Source organism: Colwellia psychrerythraea, assembly GCF_000764185.1.
GTDB lineage: Bacteria > Pseudomonadota > Gammaproteobacteria > Enterobacterales > Alteromonadaceae > Colwellia > Colwellia psychrerythraea_B.
The window spans coordinates 24,180-45,589 of record NZ_JQEC01000002.1; the positions used below are offsets into that span (position 1 = coordinate 24,180).

Annotated in this window: 16 protein-coding genes; 2 read left to right on the top strand and 14 right to left on the bottom strand. The window is 37.3% G+C overall.

Translation table 11 applies throughout. From position 1 onward, the window contains the following. Positions 1-6 precede the first annotated feature (6 nt). The 4 genes from GAB14E_RS22020 to GAB14E_RS22005 all read right to left on the bottom strand — a co-directional run bounded on the left by GAB14E_RS22020 (position 7) and on the right by GAB14E_RS22005 (position 4,383). Positions 7-2,946, bottom strand: a complete 2,940-nt coding sequence (locus GAB14E_RS22020; RefSeq protein ID WP_033080236.1) for a hypothetical protein — start codon at positions 2,944-2,946, stop codon at positions 7-9. An 85-nt stretch (positions 2,947-3,031) separates the two neighbouring features. After that, the gene (locus tag GAB14E_RS22015; RefSeq protein ID WP_033080237.1) at positions 3,032-3,514 is read right to left on the bottom strand and encodes a DUF4442 domain-containing protein; all 483 of its coding nucleotides are present in this window, start codon (positions 3,512-3,514) and stop codon (positions 3,032-3,034) included. A gap of 49 nt (positions 3,515-3,563) precedes the next feature. Beyond that, on the bottom strand, positions 3,564-4,058 hold the full coding sequence (locus GAB14E_RS22010) for a 2-thiouracil desulfurase family protein (RefSeq protein WP_033080238.1): 495 nt from the start codon (positions 4,056-4,058) through the stop codon (positions 3,564-3,566). A 4-nt stretch (positions 4,059-4,062) separates the two neighbouring features. Further along, a complete protein-coding gene (locus GAB14E_RS22005) occupies positions 4,063-4,383 on the bottom strand; it encodes a DUF3630 family protein (protein ID WP_052093324.1) in 321 nt (106 codons plus the stop codon). Positions 4,384-4,584: 201 nt separating this feature from the next. On the opposite strand from GAB14E_RS22005, the gene GAB14E_RS22000 reads away from it, so the two are divergent. Continuing rightward, a complete protein-coding gene (locus GAB14E_RS22000) occupies positions 4,585-4,887 on the top strand; it encodes a c-type cytochrome (protein WP_033080239.1) in 303 nt (100 codons plus the stop codon). Positions 4,888-5,161: 274 nt separating this feature from the next. Here the strand turns inward: GAB14E_RS22000 and GAB14E_RS21995 are convergent, their stop codons facing one another. From GAB14E_RS21995 to ubiK, 10 genes are all read right to left on the bottom strand, one after another. Beyond that, positions 5,162-5,908 carry a PEP-CTERM sorting domain-containing protein gene (locus GAB14E_RS21995; RefSeq protein ID WP_033080240.1) on the bottom strand — a complete coding sequence of 249 codons (747 nt, stop codon included), beginning with the start codon at positions 5,906-5,908 and terminating at the stop codon, positions 5,162-5,164. A 189-nt stretch (positions 5,909-6,097) separates the two neighbouring features. Beyond that, entirely contained in the window at positions 6,098-8,899 is a 2,802-nt protein-coding gene (prsT, locus tag GAB14E_RS21990; protein ID WP_033080241.1) for an XrtA/PEP-CTERM system TPR-repeat protein PrsT, read from the bottom strand. Between the two features lie 137 nt (positions 8,900-9,036). Continuing rightward, a complete protein-coding gene (gene prsT, locus GAB14E_RS21985) occupies positions 9,037-11,781 on the bottom strand; it encodes an XrtA/PEP-CTERM system TPR-repeat protein PrsT (protein WP_033080242.1) in 2,745 nt (914 codons plus the stop codon). A gap of 125 nt (positions 11,782-11,906) precedes the next feature. Next, complete coding sequence (wecB, locus tag GAB14E_RS21980; protein WP_033080243.1) at positions 11,907-14,189, bottom strand: non-hydrolyzing UDP-N-acetylglucosamine 2-epimerase; 2,283 nt, start codon at positions 14,187-14,189, stop codon at positions 11,907-11,909. Between the two features lie 148 nt (positions 14,190-14,337). Further along, on the bottom strand, positions 14,338-15,198 hold the full coding sequence (locus GAB14E_RS21975) for a hydrolase 1, exosortase A system-associated (RefSeq protein ID WP_033080244.1): 861 nt from the start codon (positions 15,196-15,198) through the stop codon (positions 14,338-14,340). Then, entirely contained in the window at positions 15,198-16,043 is an 846-nt protein-coding gene (locus GAB14E_RS21970) for a hydrolase 2, exosortase A system-associated (protein ID WP_033080245.1), read from the bottom strand. Before GAB14E_RS21970 ends, GAB14E_RS21975 begins: the two co-directional genes overlap by 1 nt. A 6-nt stretch (positions 16,044-16,049) precedes the next feature. Beyond that, the gene (locus GAB14E_RS21965; protein WP_052093325.1) at positions 16,050-16,325 is read right to left on the bottom strand and encodes an acyl carrier protein; all 276 of its coding nucleotides are present in this window, start codon (positions 16,323-16,325) and stop codon (positions 16,050-16,052) included. Continuing rightward, positions 16,322-17,467: a GNAT family N-acetyltransferase gene (locus GAB14E_RS21960; protein WP_197061128.1), complete on the bottom strand. Its 1,146-nt coding sequence runs from the start codon at positions 17,465-17,467 to the stop codon at positions 16,322-16,324. Before GAB14E_RS21960 ends, GAB14E_RS21965 begins: the two co-directional genes overlap by 4 nt. Before the next feature lie 24 nt (positions 17,468-17,491). Beyond that, positions 17,492-18,904 carry a phosphohexomutase domain-containing protein gene (locus tag GAB14E_RS21955; RefSeq protein WP_052093327.1) on the bottom strand — a complete coding sequence of 471 codons (1,413 nt, stop codon included), beginning with the start codon at positions 18,902-18,904 and terminating at the stop codon, positions 17,492-17,494. Between the two features lie 63 nt (positions 18,905-18,967). Beyond that, positions 18,968-19,225: a ubiquinone biosynthesis accessory factor UbiK gene (gene ubiK / locus GAB14E_RS21950; protein WP_033080247.1), complete on the bottom strand. Its 258-nt coding sequence runs from the start codon at positions 19,223-19,225 to the stop codon at positions 18,968-18,970. A gap of 113 nt (positions 19,226-19,338) precedes the next feature. Here ubiK and rep point away from each other — a divergent pair, with 113 nt between their 5' ends. Further along, positions 19,339-21,372 (top strand): DNA helicase Rep, encoded by a 2,034-nt coding sequence (gene rep, locus GAB14E_RS21945; protein WP_033080248.1) that lies wholly within the window; start codon positions 19,339-19,341, stop codon positions 21,370-21,372. The last annotated feature ends 38 nt before the right edge of the window (positions 21,373-21,410 follow it).

Below are 21,410 nucleotides of genomic sequence, written 5' to 3' on the forward strand. Positions count from 1 at the left end.
AAGCATCTAAGCAATTGCAGTTGCATGTTCAGCGATAGCTTCAACAGCCAGTATAGTATTATTTAGTAAGCTGACTTGCACTTTATCATTGTTATCTAGCCCTTGAATATTCAATCTTCTTATCCAAATATCGCATAGGTCTATTAAATTCTCAGCAGCAAGTATTTTACCGTTAACCAATAATGCCTTAATAGCCATTTCTGCGTCAGTAGTATCATCAATTGCAATGGCTTGTTCTAAGCAACTAAGTAGTGAGGTGTTTTCTGAGGTATATTCTTCTAACATATAAATAGCCAATTCGGCTGAGCCTTGGTTTTTCAGATAACGCTGAAAATCAAAGCTTGATGAAACTTCGCTTGGTGCTAGCAAAGCACTTTCATATTGCTCGCTATTGACAGAAAACTCATTCAATGCATTTACTTGTACTGTCTTTTTCGAGCAGGCTTCACTACTTTCCCGTTCCTTTAACCAAGGTGTCATTGCTGTTATTAATTCACTTACTGCACTGTCAGCAGCTAACTGACCGACAAGCCAATGACTGTACTTTGTTGTTTTATTCGTTAAATCATTCAAGTTTTCTAAGTTAAAAACGCCTCTAACTAAAGTAGTTTTTTCCGAGGTTTGTTTACCCTCGTCAACCATAAAAGTGGTAAAAGGTTGGTAATCGAACTCAGTCATCAATATAACAAACCTACCACTTTGCCAGTATTTTTTTAGCATTATCTCGCAGCTCACGAACGTTATTTGTAAGCCCATATTTTGTAATAATTGTTGTAAACGTTGATATTTCATCGGTTCCTTTACAGCCAGCAGCACCTCTATAGGCATGATAAAATATTTAGCTGTTAATTTTTCACAAGCCGGGGCTATATTCGATAAATTTCTGGGTATCGACAGCACCTGATAACTATTTTCTTGTTGATTATTAATAACAGCTAACGGTAAAGTGAAGTTAAACAGGTAGCCCTGATCCATTAATTTTGCACTAATATCATTACCATGTTGATATCGCAGCAGGGTATTGAAGTACTCGCTTAGTTCGTCCAACTCCATACTGTCATCATTAAAGTTCTTTAATGATTTCGGCAGCTGAACTACTTCCTCAGTAGTGGTTACGTGGCCAGTGAAACATACCAGCTGTTGACCTTCATTTTTATCCGTCAATTGTAAACTTAGCTCAAGTTTCATCTGTTTATGTTGAGCAAATAATAATCGAATATAAGCTTTAAGCATTTCAGTGAAAAGCTCAGCATCCAAATTGACCTTAGTAATAATCCTTTCATCAATAGTCAGTGATATGCTGTTTTCAAATTGAGACAATTTATTACTGAGATTAAATAAAACGCTCTGGATCTGGGCGACTAAATTTACATCACTAAGAGTGAGTACTGCATCACTGCTTTTTAGGTAACGATAACAGCTAGCTCGGTTTAATTTTCTTATTGAATCCCTAGCTTGAAGATGGGCAAGAAACAAATAGTTATTTTCTGCCTTATCTATAGAGTTCATTGTCGTCGTCAATGCAATTCGCCCCAATAAAACTAACTGTCTTAGTGTTGCTAGCTGAAGAGCTTTGCCACGCTGTTGCTCAAGTTGTAATTGCGATTTTTTCTTCGCTAATGCATTGAATTCAACTAAATCTAATTCTAATTTTAGTTGTGCATATTTGCTATTTTCTTTAAGCACTTCATCCGTTAGCTTTTTATTTTTATCAATTAAAGCTGAGTAGTCTATTTCACTGAAATCACTGCTATTTATTTGTTCAATTTTATTAATTAGTTGCTCAGACTCAACACTGAGTACAGAGCTATTCTTAAGTGCTGTAAAAAAGAGGGGATCACCCGTGCTATCCGAAGGTTTCTCAGCTTCTAGGGCTCGAATTATACATCTAGTATTATATTGACTCGTGGCCTTTATCTTTGCTCGAATAAACCATAAGAGAGCAACAACACAAGCTAAAATAAAGGCAGAAACAATGAACTGCCATAATGATAATCTATTTAATACCGCCGTTTTATTATCACCCGTTAGATAATTTTTGACAGTGGGATTGTTACCTTGGCTTTCGTTTGATAAACCATCAAGAATACTCTGTAATTGTTGTTGCTGCACAACAAGTTGCTGCTGATAGTCGCCCATTAAGCTTAATTGGTCATGCCATTTAACTAATACCCCGGACTTTAATATGAGATCTTCTAACCGGATAAAGTCTCTGACGATGTCGGCCATATTCTGACTATCACCTTGCTGTTCGGCCAATAATTTTGAGTAATCAGCAACAAACATCTCATCTAATTGATTGCTCTGCTGTGCAAATGCCCCGATTGGTGTTTGTAAACTCAATCGTTTAAACATAGTAACAATGCCCATTAATCTGCTCTGTAACTGCAGTAATAACTTTTCTGGTAATGAATCAATACCTGGTTTATTTAATTCAATTAGTATCGCATCAAGTAAAGTATCAAGCTGAATTAAGGCTTTATTTTTTAATAACTCATTTTTAGTTTGGCTAGACTCAATACTAGTTACGAGGTTGGTAGCTATGTTGTTTTCAGAAAACCACTGTTGGTAAATACTCTTATTTGTAGATGTTAATAAAGAGAGTTTTTTGCTTTGCAATGACAGTGATTGTTGCAAAGTTATCAAGGTATGTGCATTAACACTTTGCAATATTTCATCAATGACTTTATTTGAATTAATAAGGTAAGTTTGTTGGTGAAATTGAGTCTGTAAAGGAACTAATTGCTCATTGATTAGTGTCTGGGAGTATTTATATTGTTGTAACGAAAACCATAACGCAGAGGCAAGTGCTATAAGCACAAGCAAAAATAGGGCTTGAAAATATAGGGTGAAATACTGATGGAATGGTTTGCTTATTCCACCTTTTTGATTAACTTTACTCAAAGCTAACTTATTAGTTTTTTTATCTGTTTTAATGCTAGTCATTACTGGTCAATTTAGTTCAAATCCCTTGGACTATATTTTATACCAATTAACCTAGTAAGACATTAAGCATTACAACTTTCCTACGCTATTTTTTACTTACCCATGCCCATTCCATCTGGCATTCTATTGGTGCTTGCCCAGACTCATCTTCAATTGTTACTTGAACAAACAAGCTGCCTTTTTTTTCTTGAGAAATAAGGGCTATTTGATCATCTGTTATTCGTGCTACAGCGGTTAAACTGCCTTGCATACGTCTTTGATAATTTACCTGCATATTTTTAAGAAGGGGTAATTTTGAATCTGGTACATTCATACCGAATACTATTCCAGTAGCAGATTCAGCCAATACCGCTGCTGCTATAGCATGAATACCACCGATGTGATTTTGTACCGATTTTTTATTAGCGAGAAAAATCTTCGTCTTTTTCGTACTAATTTCTTGAATGACAATGCCAGTGGTGCCAGCAAATTTTACTTTGCTGGCGAACAGTTTAGTTAATAAAAATGAACGTAAAAATTCTGGAGCTTTGTTAACCTTGTTAATGATGGTGCTGAACTTATTGGCCATATATTTATCTCTTTATTATTCCCCAAAAGCGTGTAATTCATTATGCACCCTAACTGGTCGGATCACTATCTTTTATTTGTTCAGCTAAGAGTGCAATTGTATCTTCACTAAATACCATAATGCCGTGTTGACGTAGTAGCTTAGTTGTTACACCTTCACCAGCAATTTTTTGCTGACTAAAAGATCCGTCATAAATAACTTGACTCCCACATGATGGGCTTGATTCTTTTAATAACGCAAACTTTATTTTATGTTTCTTGCATAAGTCTAATGCCTGTTTAGCCCCATAATTAAACTGCTTGGTAACATCAATATTCTCAATGGTGATAACTTTATTTGTCTTAGGGTTTATTTCGGCAGGGGCCCTTGGCACAGGTAAGCCAGAAATTACTTCAGGGCAAATAGCAACCAAACGACCTTCTTGTCGCCATTTTTCTAAAGTGGGATTAGTGAACGATTTTATTTCGCCATTATAACGAACTCGCTGCCCTAAAAAGCAGGCACTGATTAAAATTTTATCTAGTGGTGGTGTGGTTATTTTCATTTTTTTACACTTGTATATTGCCGATTACTGACTTCAGGTGAATTAACTTTTCCGTACTCAAAACATCTTGCCCTTCAATCCAACAGGATTGGCTATTACATTCGAAATTCAAAATATAGTAAGTGTTGTTCCAATTAAAACGAATATTTTCTCTATCAGCACCGATTATCCTCTCTTGTATAGTAATCTGCATATTTGGTAAAAAAAGTAATTCAATGAGTACATCGATATTCTCTTGATACCAATCATTTTGAAATTTCACATTTAAGTGATCTCTTTGATCCGTTATCGATTCGATGCTTTGTTGGGCTGCTTCAGACTTCATATTGTTCAGTTTTTCTCTCTTTTAGAATATAGTTAATTATACGACTAACGTTTGCTGTTAATCAGTGGTTTTGATAAAAAAAATCAACGACAAGTTAGCTTATTTTTCATATACTCAAAATAGAATTTTATCTTTGTAACTCAAATATCTTGCGTGTATTTACCTTAGTTACAAAACCTTTAAACTAAAGAGAGCGAAACTATGAATAAACTTATGCTTGCTGTTGCTACAGCAACGGTTATGATGGCATCTCCCGTATTTGCTGGCGATGCAGCCGCTGGTAAAGCAAAATCTGCTATGTGTGCAGCTTGTCACGGTGCTGCGGGTATTTCTGCTGTACCAACTTACCCAAATTTAGCGGGTCAAAAAGAAGCTTATATTACTAAGCAACTTAAAGATTTTAAATCAGGAAAACGTAACGACCCTACAATGAAAGGTATGGTTATGGCACTTTCCGCTACTGATATAGAAAACTTAGCAGCTTATTACGCTAACATGAAATAAACTTCGCTTTTTCAAGTCCTATTAAGCCCCAGTTTAACTAAGTTAAACTGGGGCTTTTTTTATCTGATTTTTGTTCATTTTAAAAACTACACAATGCCCGTATTAAGCCATCACGGAGCGCTTTGATAAAATAATAAAATGCTTAATAATAGGCTAGTTTGGTATCAACTTTGATTTATTATATTTTAGACATAAAAAAACCTCCTGAAGGAGGTTTTTAATGTCTAAATCTTAATTGCTGGTTAAACCAATAAGGTTTAACTATTTAAGCAACTTAAGCTTTACGGCGTGCAGCGCCAGCTAGACCTAAAAGACCTAAACCGAAGATAGCTAAACTAGTAGGCTCTGGGATTGAGTTACCAACAAAGTGAGCTGTACCAACTTGAGAAGTTGAAGCTCCGTGGATACTTCCAGAGAAAGCTAAATCAGCACCAAAATCTAAAGTGTTAGTATCAAAATTACTTGCAACTAAACCACCAACAACGTCTAAATAAGTATTAGTAGTGTCAACAACACTACCATTATCAAAATCATGAGCTGCAGAGCTAGAAACTAGGTCTAACCAAAGAGTACCATTTGAAGCGTCAGCATAAGTACTTGAACCGTTCAACGCTGCGCCGTCATTTACGTAAAATCCTGCAGTACCGCCAGTAAATAATGGAGCTCCTGCGCCAGTAGTCGCAGTAACGAAGAAATCAGTGTAAGAGAAAGTAAGTTGAGTACAAGTAACACAGTACTGACCTGCATTTTGGCCGTTTAATTCATTAATAACACCAAAACCTTGAACTTTATCACCAATAGCTAAATCAGCTGTGTTGTCAAAGATAGTGCCTGCTGGTAAAGAACCATTACCGCTAGCTACATAGTACTGTTTATATTTTGCAGCTGCAAAAAAATCAGTATCAAAGCTAGTGTAATCTGGATCCCAAGTAATGCCACCAGATTGGATTTGTGATGCATCAGCAGCAAAACTGGCGATAGCGATTGCAGAAGCTGCTGCAAAAGTTTTTAATAAATTCATTGAAATATCCTTTTAGATGTTCAGTATAGTTTTAAAATTCTAACCGTAATAAGCATTTGTTGTGCCAAGTTTAAGTTTTTATTTATTTTCGTTATAAAACAACACTTAACGTATGGCATACTTTATGCGGTTAACAATCAAATAACAGATTGTAAAATTTACTGACAGTTATTATTCAACATTCTAACTCTATTGTGACTTATCTACTTGTTGTCTTAATTTAGCAATCTTCACATTTAGTTTACTATCATGTGCACTTAAGCCCGTGAGGATGACTTTAGCTTGTTCTGGGCTATTCACAGCAATATAGGCTTCAGCCAAACTGACTTTAGCACTAACATCTTTTGAGCCTTTATTTATAACTTTATTAAGTACCTCGATACCTTGTATATAACGTTTGTTAGCGACTAAAATTACGCCATAACTTTCCAATATAGAATTGTTATCTGGGGCTAAAGTAAGTGCTTTTTCTATGTTGAGCTGCGCGTTATTCAAGTCACTACTCTGGTATTGCTGCCAAGCAAGGTTATTTAATGCGGGAACATTATTGGGTTGTGCGGCAACAACCTCTTCATAAGTTTTAATAATTTTAGCTGAGTTGCTATTGTCGATATTGTTAAAACCATAAAGCTCCGCAAGGAGCATTCTCACTCTATTATCACTCGATTCATTAACAAGGTACTGTTCAAGTACAGTCTCAGCCTCACTGCCTTGCTTAGCAAATTGTAATGCTCTCGCTAAGTTAATGGCATTACCACTTCTAGGTGTTTGTTGATAGATATCGCTATATAGCTCAATTGCTTGAGGGTATGCTTTCTCTTGCATCGCGGCTTTTGCCTTTGTCGCCATGACTAAATAGTTACTGATACCATTAGCCTCAAGTACTTGTAATTGCTGTTTTGCCGCCTGAATATTATTATTAGCTAGCTCAAGGTAAGCCAACATTATCATCAAGTTACTATCATGAGGAAAATCGATATTGGCAACTCTAGTCATTGTTAACGCTTGTGGGTATTGTTTCAATTTATCTAACACACTTATATATCCAACTCGAATAATATAACTTCTAGGTTGAACTTTGATAGCTTGGTCATAAGTTGATAACGCCTCTTCAAACTGACGCCCCTGCTGATAGCTCTCAGCTAATACGGACCAATAACGAGCTGGTAAATTTTTCTCGAGCTTAATTGACTCTAATAACTCAATAGCTTCAGCTATTTGACCGCTAATGCGTAAATTTTGAGCTAAACCGATAACAAGATTTTTATGAACCACTTTGTCGTTAAGTTTACTTTGATCATTTAATGCACTTAAGAATGAAATGGCTTGGGTAGCCTTATCCTCTCTTGCTTGTAATACACTATATCGACGAATAGCGTTATGATGATTGGGATTACGTTCGATAACTTGTTTGAAGCCAGAAATTGCCTTGCTCATTTCCTTATTATAAGCGGCAACCGATGCTAAATTATATAGCGCGCTAATACTGTCAGGTTCTAACCTCAGCGCTTGTTGAAAGTACCCTTTAGCTTCAGCCACCTTTTCCAACTGCATAGCAATAAGACCACTTAAGATATTTCCCGACACTTGATAACTTTCTGACATTAACCACTTGTTTGCAATAGCTTGTGCTTTAACGATTTCACTGCCATTAATATACTGGCGTGCCAAGGCGAACTCTGTATCGTGCAGACTAGGATCAATACTAAGTGCATGTTCTAACGACTTAACCCCTGATAAGTCTCGCTGACTTAATAGCAGTGCACCACGTTGAACTTGTATATTTGCATTACGAGGTGAGACCTGTGTCGCTTTATTTAACAGCGATTGCGCGCTAGCAAAATCTCCTGCTTTCATTAACTCAGAACTGGTGATTTGTAATAAGTCCGCATCACTATCGCTATTTTTTATTGCATTTAATTTAGCTACAGATGAAGAAATATCATCGGTGTGACCCAGTTTTATTTTTATTGATAACAAAATTACGTTGATAGGATGTGTTGCGGGTAACATACTCTCTAATCCGATCAAATAGTCATACGCTTGCTCCATTTCATCAAGTTTATAAGAGCTAATGCCAGCAATCATCTTAGCAATAACATAACTTTCATCCAAGCCAAGCGCTTGACTAGCAAGCTCCCTCGCTTCAATATAGTTACCATGTTGGTATTCAATTTGAGCTTTATATTGCAAGGCAAGTGCTGAATTTTTAAAAACCTTTAATAAGCCATCATTTACCTTACTTGCCTGCTCGAATTCCCCTGCCTTAATTAAGGTATTAACCTGAAAAAACTTGATATTATAATCAAGTGGGTAAGCCGTTAAATAATCAGTAAACGCAGTATTTGCTTGCTCATAATTACTCAGGGCAAAATGTAAATACCCTTGCAATAACGAGGCTTCTGAAAAATCACTGTGCTCGGTCAACAAACGAGTATTCACTTGTAGAGCTTGTGTAAAGTTTCTTTCAATATACAAAAGATAAGCTTGAGATAACTGACTAAAAGGTAAAGTAGGATTAATCGCAGCAGCTTGAGCAAAATAATCTTGCGCTTTAGATATTTCACTATTTGCAAGCGTACTAATGCCAGCATAACTTAGCAAGGTTTGGTAGATCTCGTCATTAAGTTCGCCACTTAATGCAACTAACTGCTCAACCTTCTTAGGTTTATTGAGACGAGATTTTACCTGTGCTAAAAGCATTGCGGTTTGAGCATGTTCGGCGCCAAGCTCTACTGCACGGTCTAACTCTTTTTCTGCACTAATATAATTACCCTGTTTGAGATATGCTGTACCTAAACCCAAGCGAGCATCTGCATTTTTAGAATCTAATCGAACCGCATTTTTATAATCTATTATTGCATTAGCTAACTTTCCTTGTTGGCTATATTGATTGGCACTAGCAACTAATTGCTCTGGCGTTTTTTGCTCACTACAAGCCGTTAAGTTAAGTGCTAACGTTATAGCAGATGTTAGTATTATTTTATTCATGATAAATCCTTTAATGAAATTTGAGACTTCTGCTTTATTGTTATATAACTATTAAGCGCTTCTATCGGCTAAACTTAGCAAACATTACAAAACGAAAACGACTGCAAAAGCAGTCGTTTTATATCTAACCTAAAGAATTATAATTGTGCTTGTAACTCAGATTTTTTCTTAATTTGTTCATCTGTTTGTGGGGTGGTTTTGCTTAATAAGTCTTTTGCTTCATTGACTCGACTATTCGCAATCAGTGCTTCAACATAATTAAGCTGGATATCAACATCCTGACCTTTAGCCAAATCAAAAGCGATATTAGCATATTTTAATGCCCCTCTTTTATCACCAGAGTTGAGCAACACTTTACCATAAGTATCCGCTATGTTGGGAATATGAGGCGCTAATGCAAAAGCTTCTTTAGCGTGCATTAAGGCTTTATCCACTTTATTCTGCTCTAGATACAACCAGGCTAAATTATTATGCGCGATAATGTTTTTTGGTTGCTTTATAACAATGTCTTCATACACAATAATGGCTTTATTGGTATCACTTTCTAAATGAAGGCCCGCCAGCATAGTTTTAATTCGGTTTTCATTTGGGTTAATGGTTAAATAATGCTCTAGCATTTTAACGGCTTTTGCTTCCTCTTTATTACCCATATAAGCAGCCACTGCATACACCACATTTTGACTGCTCGGGTATACTTGGTATAACTGATTTAACTTTGGTATAGCTTGCACATAGTTTTCTTCTAATAAGAAAATTCTGCCCAAAAAACCCTGCTTTAAAGCATCATTGATATTGCTAACCGCTAAAATTTTATAAAGAGTTTTAGCCGGAGTTATTTGCTTGCTATTAAGCAGTAATTGCATTTTAACCAACTGTAGTATTAAATTATCTTTATGATAATCCAAACCACGTTGCACTACATTTAACGCGCGCTCATTATTACCATTGCTGGCATGTAAATCTGCCAATAACACTACCGGCTCTATATGATATGGACTTGCCTTTAACCAACTTTCTAATAATGATTTAACTTTCTTATTATCATTTTGTTTCTTGTAGCTAAACGCAAGCAATTGCCAATAACGTTTTGGTAGTTTAGGTGTCTCAGCTAAGGAAATAAGCAAATTATCAGCCTGTTTGTACTGTCCTAAGCTCACCATAGCTTCGGCAACTAATATGGCTTTTTTAATATCACTTTTATCTAGCTGGTAGGCAGCCTGTAGGGTACCCAGCGCCATTTCATTTCGGTACACACCAAAGTAATGTCTCAAAACTTTATTATTGCTCGGCGCCAATGCAATTAAATAGTCAACTCGTTGTTTACTCAACACTTCGTTTTTTTGTTGGCGAGCTATTCTTAGCTGTTCTGTCAGTGCAAAGAGATTATCAGGTTCTATGGTTAAGCTTTGTTCTAATGCCTGCTCAGCGTCTTCATATTTTTTCTCTTTAATGGCAATGCTCGCTATTAAGTTATACCCGCCGGCTTTTTCAGGGTACTCCTGCCGCCATTTAGTCGCTATTTCGTGGGCTTTTTTAATGTCATTACCCTGTAGGGCGGCATAAGCTAATGCTAATTCAGCCTCAATAAATTTAGGATCTAACTTAACCGCATCTTGTAAATTTTGAATACCTGATGGATCATTCATCATCAACTTTAAAATACCTTGTCTAGCATTCTCACCAGCATCCTTTAGGGTGGTACTCTCATTTTGCACGAGTAATTTTCTTGCTTCACTCGTTGCGCCTAACTCTAATAATTTATAACTCAACGAGGTCATAAATTGAGCATCTCCACCTTGGTTTGCCTCAAAATCACCAACGGTTGCACTTATTTCATCAATTAAGCCAAGCTCTAATTGAGTAACAGCTAACATACGTCTAGCCTGATGATCTTTGGGTAAGTATTTAACAACCGAAGTTAAATGATGGTGACTCTGCTGCCAGTTTTTTATATAAAATGCACTAGCCCCTGCTACTAACTTTAAATTAAATTGATTAAAGTTTGCCGACAATGCCATTTCTGCATGTTCACTAGCCTTATCAAACGCTTTACCATTAAATGCCACCATAGCTTTAATATAATGTGCGAAAGGTTGGTTAGGAATTCTTTTCAATATGCCATCGGCAAGCTTTTCGGCCTGCTCATATTGTTCAGATTTAAGAAATGCATCTGCTAATAATAATTGCACGATGCCAGAACGAGGCTGTAAATTTAAGTATTGCTTAAAACTCAATGCAGCTTGGTCATAATCTTTAGTCACCATAGAGACCTGACCTTGCAACATAATTGCATCGACCTGTTGTGCATCTATGGTTAAAACACGCAAAATGAGTGTTTTAACTTCATCATAATTATTTTCTGATAACTGCAGGTAGGCCAAAGCCAGCATACTATATAAACTTTGTTTGCTAAGAGTCTCTGCTAATGAAGCACTTTCTTTAGCAATGTCAACTTCCTCACTTCGCAGTGAGGCTAACGTTTTATAAGCTAAATAATGACTTTGTTCTTCATTGGCAAGTTTTGCTGCTTTATCACTTAATGCTAAAACATCAGCATCACTATCAGTTAATGTATATGCTCTAGCAAGCAAAGGGATAACTTTATTTGCAGCATAATCAAGTTGGTGTGCTCGTTCTAGTTCTTTAACTGCCGAAACTCCGTCACCTAAATTTAAATAAGTACGACCTAATAAAAACCGAGCTTCCGCATTTTTGTTATCGCCTCTAATTGCGTTTTTCAGTTCTATAATGCTTTCGTTGACTTTATTTTCATTTAGATAACTTTTAGCATTGGCCAAATGAGATTCAACAGAGACCTGTTCACTACAGGCTGTTACCGCTAGAGCGATGCTTAAACATAGAGAGGCTTTTACAAATTTCATGTCGAATTTCCTGTTGCTGTTATCATTATTATTGAACGAGTACTGTAAAGTACTGCATTAGCAATTTAGCCTTAAAACTAACAAACAATAAAGCCCATTAACAATTAAGCTAATGGGCTTTATTTTTAAGCTCTGGTATTGAGCAGCTGAGTCGATACACTCAAGTTGTTATAACATTCGTGATCTGTCACTAAGATAAGTACATCTGCCCAATTATCAATATCGCTAATAGTTTCTTGGCCTGCACAATGCCAGTTTGGCACAAATGGATCATGGTAATTTACTTCAACACCCGCTTTGTTAAAATGCTCAAGAATGGCATCAGCAGGGGATTCTCGACAATCATCAACATTGGCTTTGTATGCGACACCAAGAATACCTACTTTTTTACCCACTAAGCCACCTTTAGTATCGCCTAATAATGCTAGTGCTTGCTCGGCAACAATGCTTGGACGTTTATCATTTATAGTACGTGCTAAACGAACAAATTCGCCAGCCGTAGTATTTTCAACTAAGAACCAAGGGTCAATTGGAATACAGTGTCCACCTACTCCTGGTCCTGGCGTTAATACATTCACTCTTGGATGACGGTTAGCTAAACGAATAACTTCATAAACATCAACTTCAAGCTCTGCACAAATTTGTGATAATTCATTAGCAAAAGCAATGCCCACATCACGCGAGGTATTTTCAACTAATTTAATGCACTCTGCAGTAGTTAAGTCTGTTAAAAATACTTCACCTTTAACAAAACTTTGGTAAACCGTTTTAACTTTTTGCTGTGCAATGGAGTTCGCTGCACCTATGATCCTATCGTTGTGTACAAGCTCATGTAAGGTTTGTCCCGGAATAGCACGTTCTGGACAGTGAACAACATCAATAGTTAAACCAGCATCCGTGAAACGTTGTGCTACCGCTAAACTAGTTTGCGGCGAAATTGTTGACTCAATAATAACCGTTTGGCCGTTTTTAGCCACTTTAGCAATAGCATCAACTGCACTAAATACATAACTACGATCACAGCTATTATTTTTGTGCGGAGTCGGCACCGCTACTAAGTAAGTTTCACTTGAAGGGATTTCAGTACTAGCGATTAAGAACCCCTGTGAAACCACCTTGGTAATAAGCTCTGGCAAACCAGCTTCATCAAACGGACATTCCGCTTTATTAATGGCCGCCACTTTATCGCTATTTAAATCAACACCTGTCACCTTGTAACCAGCTTCAGCTAATAAACTGGCAATAGGTAAACCCATATAGCCCATACCGATAACACTTAAAGTTTCGTTCTTAGCTATAATTTCCGCATCAAGGGTACTTGGTACTGAATTAGTAATAATATCGAGAATAGTTTCAGCAACATGACCATCACCAAAAGGATTATCCCAATTAAAGCTATCCACATCACTGGCAAGCCACTTCTCTGCTGCGGCCAAAGCTTTATCAGCATCACGGCCAACTAATACGTTAGCACCCACTTCAATAGATTCTGGTCGTTCAGTATTTTCACGTAGGGTAATACAAGGTACGCCTAATAAACAAGCTTCCTCTTGAATGCCACCTGAATCAGTTAAAATCAATTGCGCGTGTTTTTGTAATTGAATGAAGTCTAGGTAACCAACAGGTGGAGTTAGTTTTAAGTAACTTGGTAATTCAATAGAAAACTCTTTCAATTTAGCTTGAGTTCTTGGGTGGATTGGCCAAACAATTGTTTGACTGTATTTGTCATGTAACTTATCAAATAATGCTAATAACTCTAATAAATTCGCCATAACATCAACATTCGAAGCTCGATGAGCGGTAACTAAGAAAAACTCACCTGAAGAGACACCTAAATCAGCCAAAATACTACTAGTGCTGGCTGAAATATCTAAATGCTGAAATAAAGAATCGGAAACAGTATTACCAACAGTAAAAATTTTATCACCATCAATTCCTTCTTTCGCCAAAATAGCATGTTGATTTGGACCTACGGCAAATAAGTACTCACTCATGTGATCCGTAAGTATACGGTTAGTTTCCTCTGGCATGCTGCGATCATAACTACGTAAACCGGCTTCAATATGACCTACCTTAATGTCTAACTTAGATGCAGCTAGTGCACCCGCTAATACCGTATTAGTATCGCCTTGTACTAAAACCACATCAGGCTTTTCTTGTAACAAAATGGGTTCCATTTCAATCAAAATATTACCCGTTTGATTGCTATGTAAACCCGAGCCAACACCCAAATTATAATCTGGCGCTGGTAGCTCTAATTCTTTGAAGAAAATACTATCCATCTCTTGCGAATAATGCTGATTTGAATGGATAATAAAATAGGCAATACCACGTTTTTTACATTCACGGATAACGGGTGCCATTTTGATTATTTCTGGGCGAGTGCCAACGATAATCCCTATTTTCATTTTTCTTCCTTATGTTTCTTAATTAGCGTTATTAATTTAGCTTTATTGATTAAGAGGGTGAATACTTATTTTATTGTGCAATTGTAAAGCATTTTATTGATGCAAGTAACAGCAGTTAAGAAAATTCCTTAACGATCTATTAACTTTTTTATTTGACTAAAGCCCTACAGACTAATTTAACCAGCTGATTCTGCTTATCTCGTTGAGAAAAAGTATGATCTGTCTGACTAATTGTTTGCACATCAATAGTATCTCTAGCCGTTATATCACGCCAATGCTTATTACTTTTAACTAATAACTTAAATTCATCTGCGGTTAAATCATTACCACTGAGCATGATATTACATTTTCCGGTAAACTCATCTAACCCCTGTAGCATTTGTGTTACGAAGTTGTCCGCCGTGTTAGTATTTTGACTGACTTGACTCTGCTTATGAAAACTTTTAATTTCACCAAATGCCATCTTCCCTTTAACCTTGCCTGACAATAGTTTATGCCAAAAATCTTTACTCACAATACGTTTAATATAATAGGATCGTAGGTAAGTTTTGGCAGCTGTATGTGTCTGCCTTACCCAGGGGTTCACCAAAAATAAATGCTTTATTTTATCTTGCTGGGCAGTTTCATTGAGGTAAAGTAAAATAGCTGATGCTGCATCACATAATCCCCATAAAGCCAAATCAGTAATATCATCATGGCGTTGTTTAAAGGTATCAATAGCAGCACTAATGTCATTTTTAACGTTAGTAAAAGGGCTAATCTCCCCCTCACTATCACCAGCTCCAGTATAATCAAAGCGAAATACGGTAATCCCCCGCTTTGCTAGGGCTCTTGCTAAATAAACAAACAGCCGGTGACTACCAACACGCGTTTGTGGGCCGCCTACAACGATGATCAAACCTTTTTTAGCTTGTGTTTTATCACTTGGCAAAGCTTCAACCATAGGTAAATGTTCTATAGCAATTAACTGTTTTCCATTACTATTAAAAATAACCCCTTGCTCAATCATCAGCTGATTTCACTTTTAGATGAGTGCACAGGTGAAAAAACTATTTGTGAAAAAATAACCTGCTCTTGTCTTAAATACGAATCAGCTATTTGTAATTCTGATGCTTGCCAAAACTTGCCATCATCAACTTTTTTTATCGACAATCCACTATTTTTTTTAGTTAGTGCTTGTTGCTGTTTAACTCTGCCTGGACTCAACTCTTCAGATGCTGCTTGCCATTCAAACCAATAGCAACAACCATTAAAGTCAGCTAGTTTACTCAGACTCTGCCCAACTATTTCTTCTAATAAATCTGCATGCATTTGATAACCAGCAATCTCAATAATTTTTTGCTGGTTTGCTTGAGAGTGTATAGACTGATCGTTTTGGACCTTATTGTTTTTAGTTAGCTGAGCAGCTAGCGCTAGACGTTTAAACTGCAGGACAAAACGTTTGCCATTAAAGTCAGGCTGTAACAGCATTACCCCATCAACTTGTTTCAATATTTCATCCGATAATAATAATACTGCAGACAAGGGTAATGATAGATAAATCCCTAAAGTGGAACTCGCTTTAATATCTGTTAATTGCTGAAGTATGTCTTGCTGCCACAAAGCCAAGTTAGCATCAATCAACTCACCGGCACTATCACCTGTGCCATAGTGGTCAAAAACAATAGTTTTTATACCTTGATGATAAGCATTGATGGCTGAACGGGTAGTATGGTGCCGAGTTTGGTTGGCTTGTTCAAACAATGGAGGAATAAATAATAATTGCGCAAGTATTTGCTCTGGCGTTCTAATAATCCGACATAATGGACCTTTAGCGCCTTGATAAAATTCGACCTGAGTTGATACCTTAGTCAAAACTTTTTAACTACGTTCAAGTACTAGTTCGGTTAAACTGCTAACCGAGGCAAAGTTCTCTGCGCTGATATCATCATCGTCAAGGGCTATATCAAAATGCTCTTCTATTTCACCAATCAAAGTGACTAACGCCATGGAATCAAATTCCGCAATAGCGCCAAATAATTCAGTATCTGCGTTCCAAAAAGTATCATCATAATTAGGCATAATCGCAACAAGTAACTTTATTAATTGCTCGGTTGTTGTCTCGCTTATTTGTTCGGTAGTATGTGCTGAAGTCATTGCTTACTTATTTTTCCTGTTAATAAAGTCACTAAACGTGGTATTAAAATATGTCGAATAATAACTAACTTACCATAAATACTATTAGGATTAAAAACCTGAAAACTTTGCCGTGTTCTTTTCTCGGTTAACCAATCTTTTTTATAGGGTTCCGATCCCATACCAAATTCAATACTGCTGACTTTGTCTTGACTGATAACAAACTCAGACAAAGCTAAAGATAGAATAGAGCCAACAGAGTATTCTTGATATTTTGGTGTATAAGCCAGTTTAAAAATTGATGCGGTTGTTTGTAGCTGTCTGCTATTATTCTGAACCTCGCTATTCTCTTGTAGACTCCTAACATCATAAGTCGATTGTAAAAACCACAACTGCACTGCCGCTGGCTCATCATCCACATACAAAAGCCCAAAGCGTAACTTATTTTCAGCTAAGGCTGCTAAACAAACCTGTTCGATAAAATCGAAACTAAATTCATCACCTTTCCAGCTATGCTGGTAAATATCTTTATAAGCAATAAGTGCAGAGCTGAATTCATCAATACGGGTAATTATTTCAATGCGGTACTGATGTGCTTTAGCAAGTTTTTTCTCACGCCTTCTGATTGTATTGCGTAACTGGCTTGGCCTCTGTTGATAGTAACTGGCAAAGTCAGCTATGTCTTCTTGGTAAATATTGTCCGTTTGAGAAAATATTTTTTGATAGCGGAAATACTCAATTATTACCTGGCTAACCATGCCTTCTTCAAAAGCGCCAAGTTGCATACTTGTCCACTGACAATTCTGATCTATAGAGGAGAATAATTGATGCAGGTTTTCTTTAGTGGCAGGCATGAAGAATATTGGTTCAGCAATTGATGAATAAAAACTAGTGAGCGAAATAATTTCTGTTTTAGAAGATTTTCCCTTAACAATATGCACCAGAGGCCAAGCAATAGCTAATACCGACGTTTGTCCTTCAAGTTTTTGATATAAACAATGCACTATCACTTGGCTATTTTCAGGCAGCATAAACTGCTCAGTAGCAGTCAGCCAAGGCAAAGTTAACTCAAATAACCTCACCTTAGGTATTGTCCCTTGATACTGATTAACAAAGTCAGTCAATGCAAGTTCACCATAAGAGAATCGTTTGCTCTCAGTCATCAAGCGCTCAGCCATCAAAGCAGACTACTCAGCTAGCAACAAAGCTAATACTTGCTCTGTTTTTTCCTGCATCAGAGCTTTATCGCCTTTAGACTCAACATTTAAACGCACCACTGGCTCAGTATTACTGCTACGTAAATTAAAACGCCAATTGCCAAATTCCATACTAATACCATCGGTTTTATCAATCACTTGTGCTTGCTCTTGATAGAAGTCGAAAACACGCGATATAGCCGCTTTAGGATCGGTAATTTTATTGTTAATTTCACCTGATGACGGGTACGCGGCAATCCGCTCTTTCACTAAACTTGATAACGGTTGTTTACGTAAACAAACGAGCTCGGCGATTAATAACCACGGGATCATGCCGCTATCACAGTAAAAGAAGTCGCGAAAATAGTGATGTGCACTCATTTCTCCACCATAAATCGCATCCTCACTGCGCATGCGTTCTTTGATAAAGGCGTGACCGGTTTTACTTTGAATTGCTTGGCCACCGGATTTTTCGACAATATCGATGGTATTCCAAGTTAAACGTGGATCATGAATAACTTTTGCATCGGCCTTATTACCCTCAACTTTACTTAAAAAATTATCGGCCAATAAACCAACAATATAATAGCCTTCAATAAACTCGCCATTTTCATCGAAGAGGAAACAACGATCAAAATCGCCATCCCAAGCAATGCCCATATCAGCGCCATGTTTAATTACCGCATCACGTGTCGCAGCACGGTTTTCTACTAATAAGGGATTGGGAATACCATTGGGAAAACTACCATCTGGCTGATGATGTACTTTGATAAATTCCACAGGAACATTTAAGACATTAAAAGCAGCCTCGATAGCGTCAAGTGCTGGCCCTGCCGTACCATTGCCCGCATTGACGACTAATTTTAACGGGGTGATATTTTTTTTATCAATATAAGTGAGCAAATGCTCCGTATAAGGTTTAGTAATATCGACGGTTGTTAAAGTGCCTTTTACTGCAACATCAAAAAAATCGTTTTTTTCGGCTAATGCTTGAATGTCAAACAGCCCGGTATCACCACTGATAGGTTTTGAATTTTCACGAACCAACTTCATACCATTGTAATCGATAGGGTTATGGCTTGCAGTAACCACAATACCGCCATCACATTTTAAATGACTAGTGGCAAAATAAATATGTTCTGTACCTGCTAAACCTAAATCGATAACATTAGTACCACCGTCCATTAACCCTTGTGCTAAAGCTGCCTTTAGTTCTTCACTAGTCAAACGGATATCCCCGCCCACTACGACATTTTTTGCCTGAGTATGTTGAGAAAAAGCACGGCCAACGCGATAAGCAACATCGGTATTTAACTGTTCGCCTAACTTTCCGCGAATATCGTAAGCTTTGAAGCAGGTAATTTTTGAGGGGCCTGACGTTAAGGCTACTTTAGAAGATGACATGGGATAATCTCGTCCTTGGTAATAAGGTAAATAGGATTTGGTAAGGTAATAATGAAGTTCAATTTATAACGAACTAGCTGATATTTTCTCTTCTAACTCAGCTAGCTTTGCTTCAAGTTCACTTAATTTAGCGCGTGTTTTGATCAATACTTGTGTTTGTACATCAAACTCTTCACGTGTTACTACATCAAGCTGTGCTAGTTTATTTTGTAAAACTGTTTTAGCTTTATCTTCAAAATCACTAGCCATATTTTTTAAGCTGGGCGGGATTGAATCAGTTACTTGTTTGGCGATTTCTTCAATCTTTTTGGCATTGATCATAATAATTTCTCATCGATTTGCATTTGATATCATTGTAACTGTTTTGCACTTGACTAAAAACAGGTAAAATCTAACACACAAAAGTTTATTCGAATAAAGTAGTTAAAAAAGTAATGAAACTAAATCCCGGACAAAATGAAGCGGTAAAATTTGTGAGCGGCCCATGTCTAGTACTGGCAGGCGCTGGCTCAGGTAAAACCGGGGTTATTTGTCAAAAAATCGCTTATCTCATTCAAAAATGTGATTACAAAGCACGAAATATTGCTGCAGTAACCTTTACCAATAAAGCCGCCCGTGAAATGAAAGAGCGCATACAAAAAATGTTAGGTAAAGATCTTACCCGTGGTTTAACCGTTTCTACCTTTCACTCACTAGGCCTTGACATTGTTCGCCGTGAAATAAAAATCCTAGGTTATAAACCTGGTTTTACCTTATTTGATGATCAAGACTCGCTAGCCTTACTAAAAGAATTAACCATAGATGAACTCGATGGTGATAAAGATTTACTCAGTAAACTTCAGAGTAAGATTTCAAATTGGAAAAATGATTTGTTCTTGCCTGATGACGCTATAAAATCTGCAAATGATGCTGACAGCGTTGAATGTGCTGAATTTTATCAGCGCTACCATAAACACATGAAAGCTTATAATGCTTTAGACTTTGATGATCTGATCCTTATCCCAACACTGTTACTGAAAAATTACCCAGAAGTACTAGCACGTTGGCAAAACAAAATTCGCTATTTATTGGTCGATGAATACCAAGATACCAACGCCAGTCAATATGAATTAGTCAAACAGCTTGCCGGTGAACGCGCACGTTTAACCGTTGTAGGTGATGACGATCAGTCCATTTATTCTTGGCGTGGTGCTAAACCGGAAAATTTAGTACAACTGGGTAAGGATTATCCAAGCCTAAAGTTGATTAAGTTAGAACAAAATTACCGCTCCAGTGGCCGTATATTAAAGTGTGCCAACGTACTCATTGCCAATAACCCACATATCTACGATAAAGCCTTGTTTAGTGAGCTTGCCTACGGCGTTGAACTAAAAGTTATCCAAGCAAAAAATGAAGAAAATGAAATTGAACGTGTTATTGGTGAGCTGATTGGTCATCGCTTTATGAATCGCAGCCAATATAAAGATTACGCGGTACTTTATCGTGGAAACCACCAATCACGTTTACTTGAAAAAGCGCTAATGCAAAACCGTATCCCTTATAAAATAAGTGGCGGTACTTCATTTTTCTCTCGCGCTGAAATCAAAGACATCATGGCTTACCTGCGAGTATTGGTTAACCCTGATGATGATAATGCTTTTTTACGTATTGTTAATGTGCCTAAACGTGAGTTAGGTCCTGCTACGTTAGAAAAAGTCGGCACTTACGCAAATATGCGTCAAATTAGTATGTTTGCTGCCAGTTTTGAGCTCGGTTTAGAGCAAACCTTAACAGGTCGTAGCTTAATGAAGATGCAAGCCTTTACTCGGTGGGTAGTCGATATTAGCGATCAAGCTGAGCGCGGTGATACTGCCGCAGTATTACGCTCAATGATTCGCGAGATTAATTACGAAGACTTCCTTTACGATACCTCGCCTAGTGCAAAAGCGGCCGAAATGCGCATGAAGAATGTTACTGAGCTTTTTAGCTGGATTACACAAATGCTCGAAGGCAGTGATGACCAAGAACCGATGACCTTGCCAGAAATTGTCACTCGATTAACTTTGCGCGATATGATGGAGCGAAATGAAGAGGAAGAGAGTAACGACCAAGTACAATTGATGACCCTGCATGCTTCTAAAGGCCTCGAGTTCCCTTATGTATTTCTTATTGGTATGGAAGAAGGTTTATTACCTCATCAAGCCAGTATTGATGAAGGCAGTGTTGAAGAAGAACGTCGTCTTGCTTATGTAGGTATTACGCGTGCACAGCGTGAGTTAATATTTACTTATGCCAGAGAGCGCAGACAATTTGGTGAGCTTTCTCGCACTGAAGCTAGTCGATTTTTACATGAATTACCACAAGATGATTTAAATTGGGAACTGGGCGCCGCGAAGAAAAAAACTGTCGAGCATGTTGAGCAGTCCAATAAACAAGGTATGGCCGGTTTACGTGCCCAACTTGCTAAAGCCAAAGAAGCGAAAAAATAAGTTTTCTAATATTACCCAAAAAAGCCACTCGACATGAG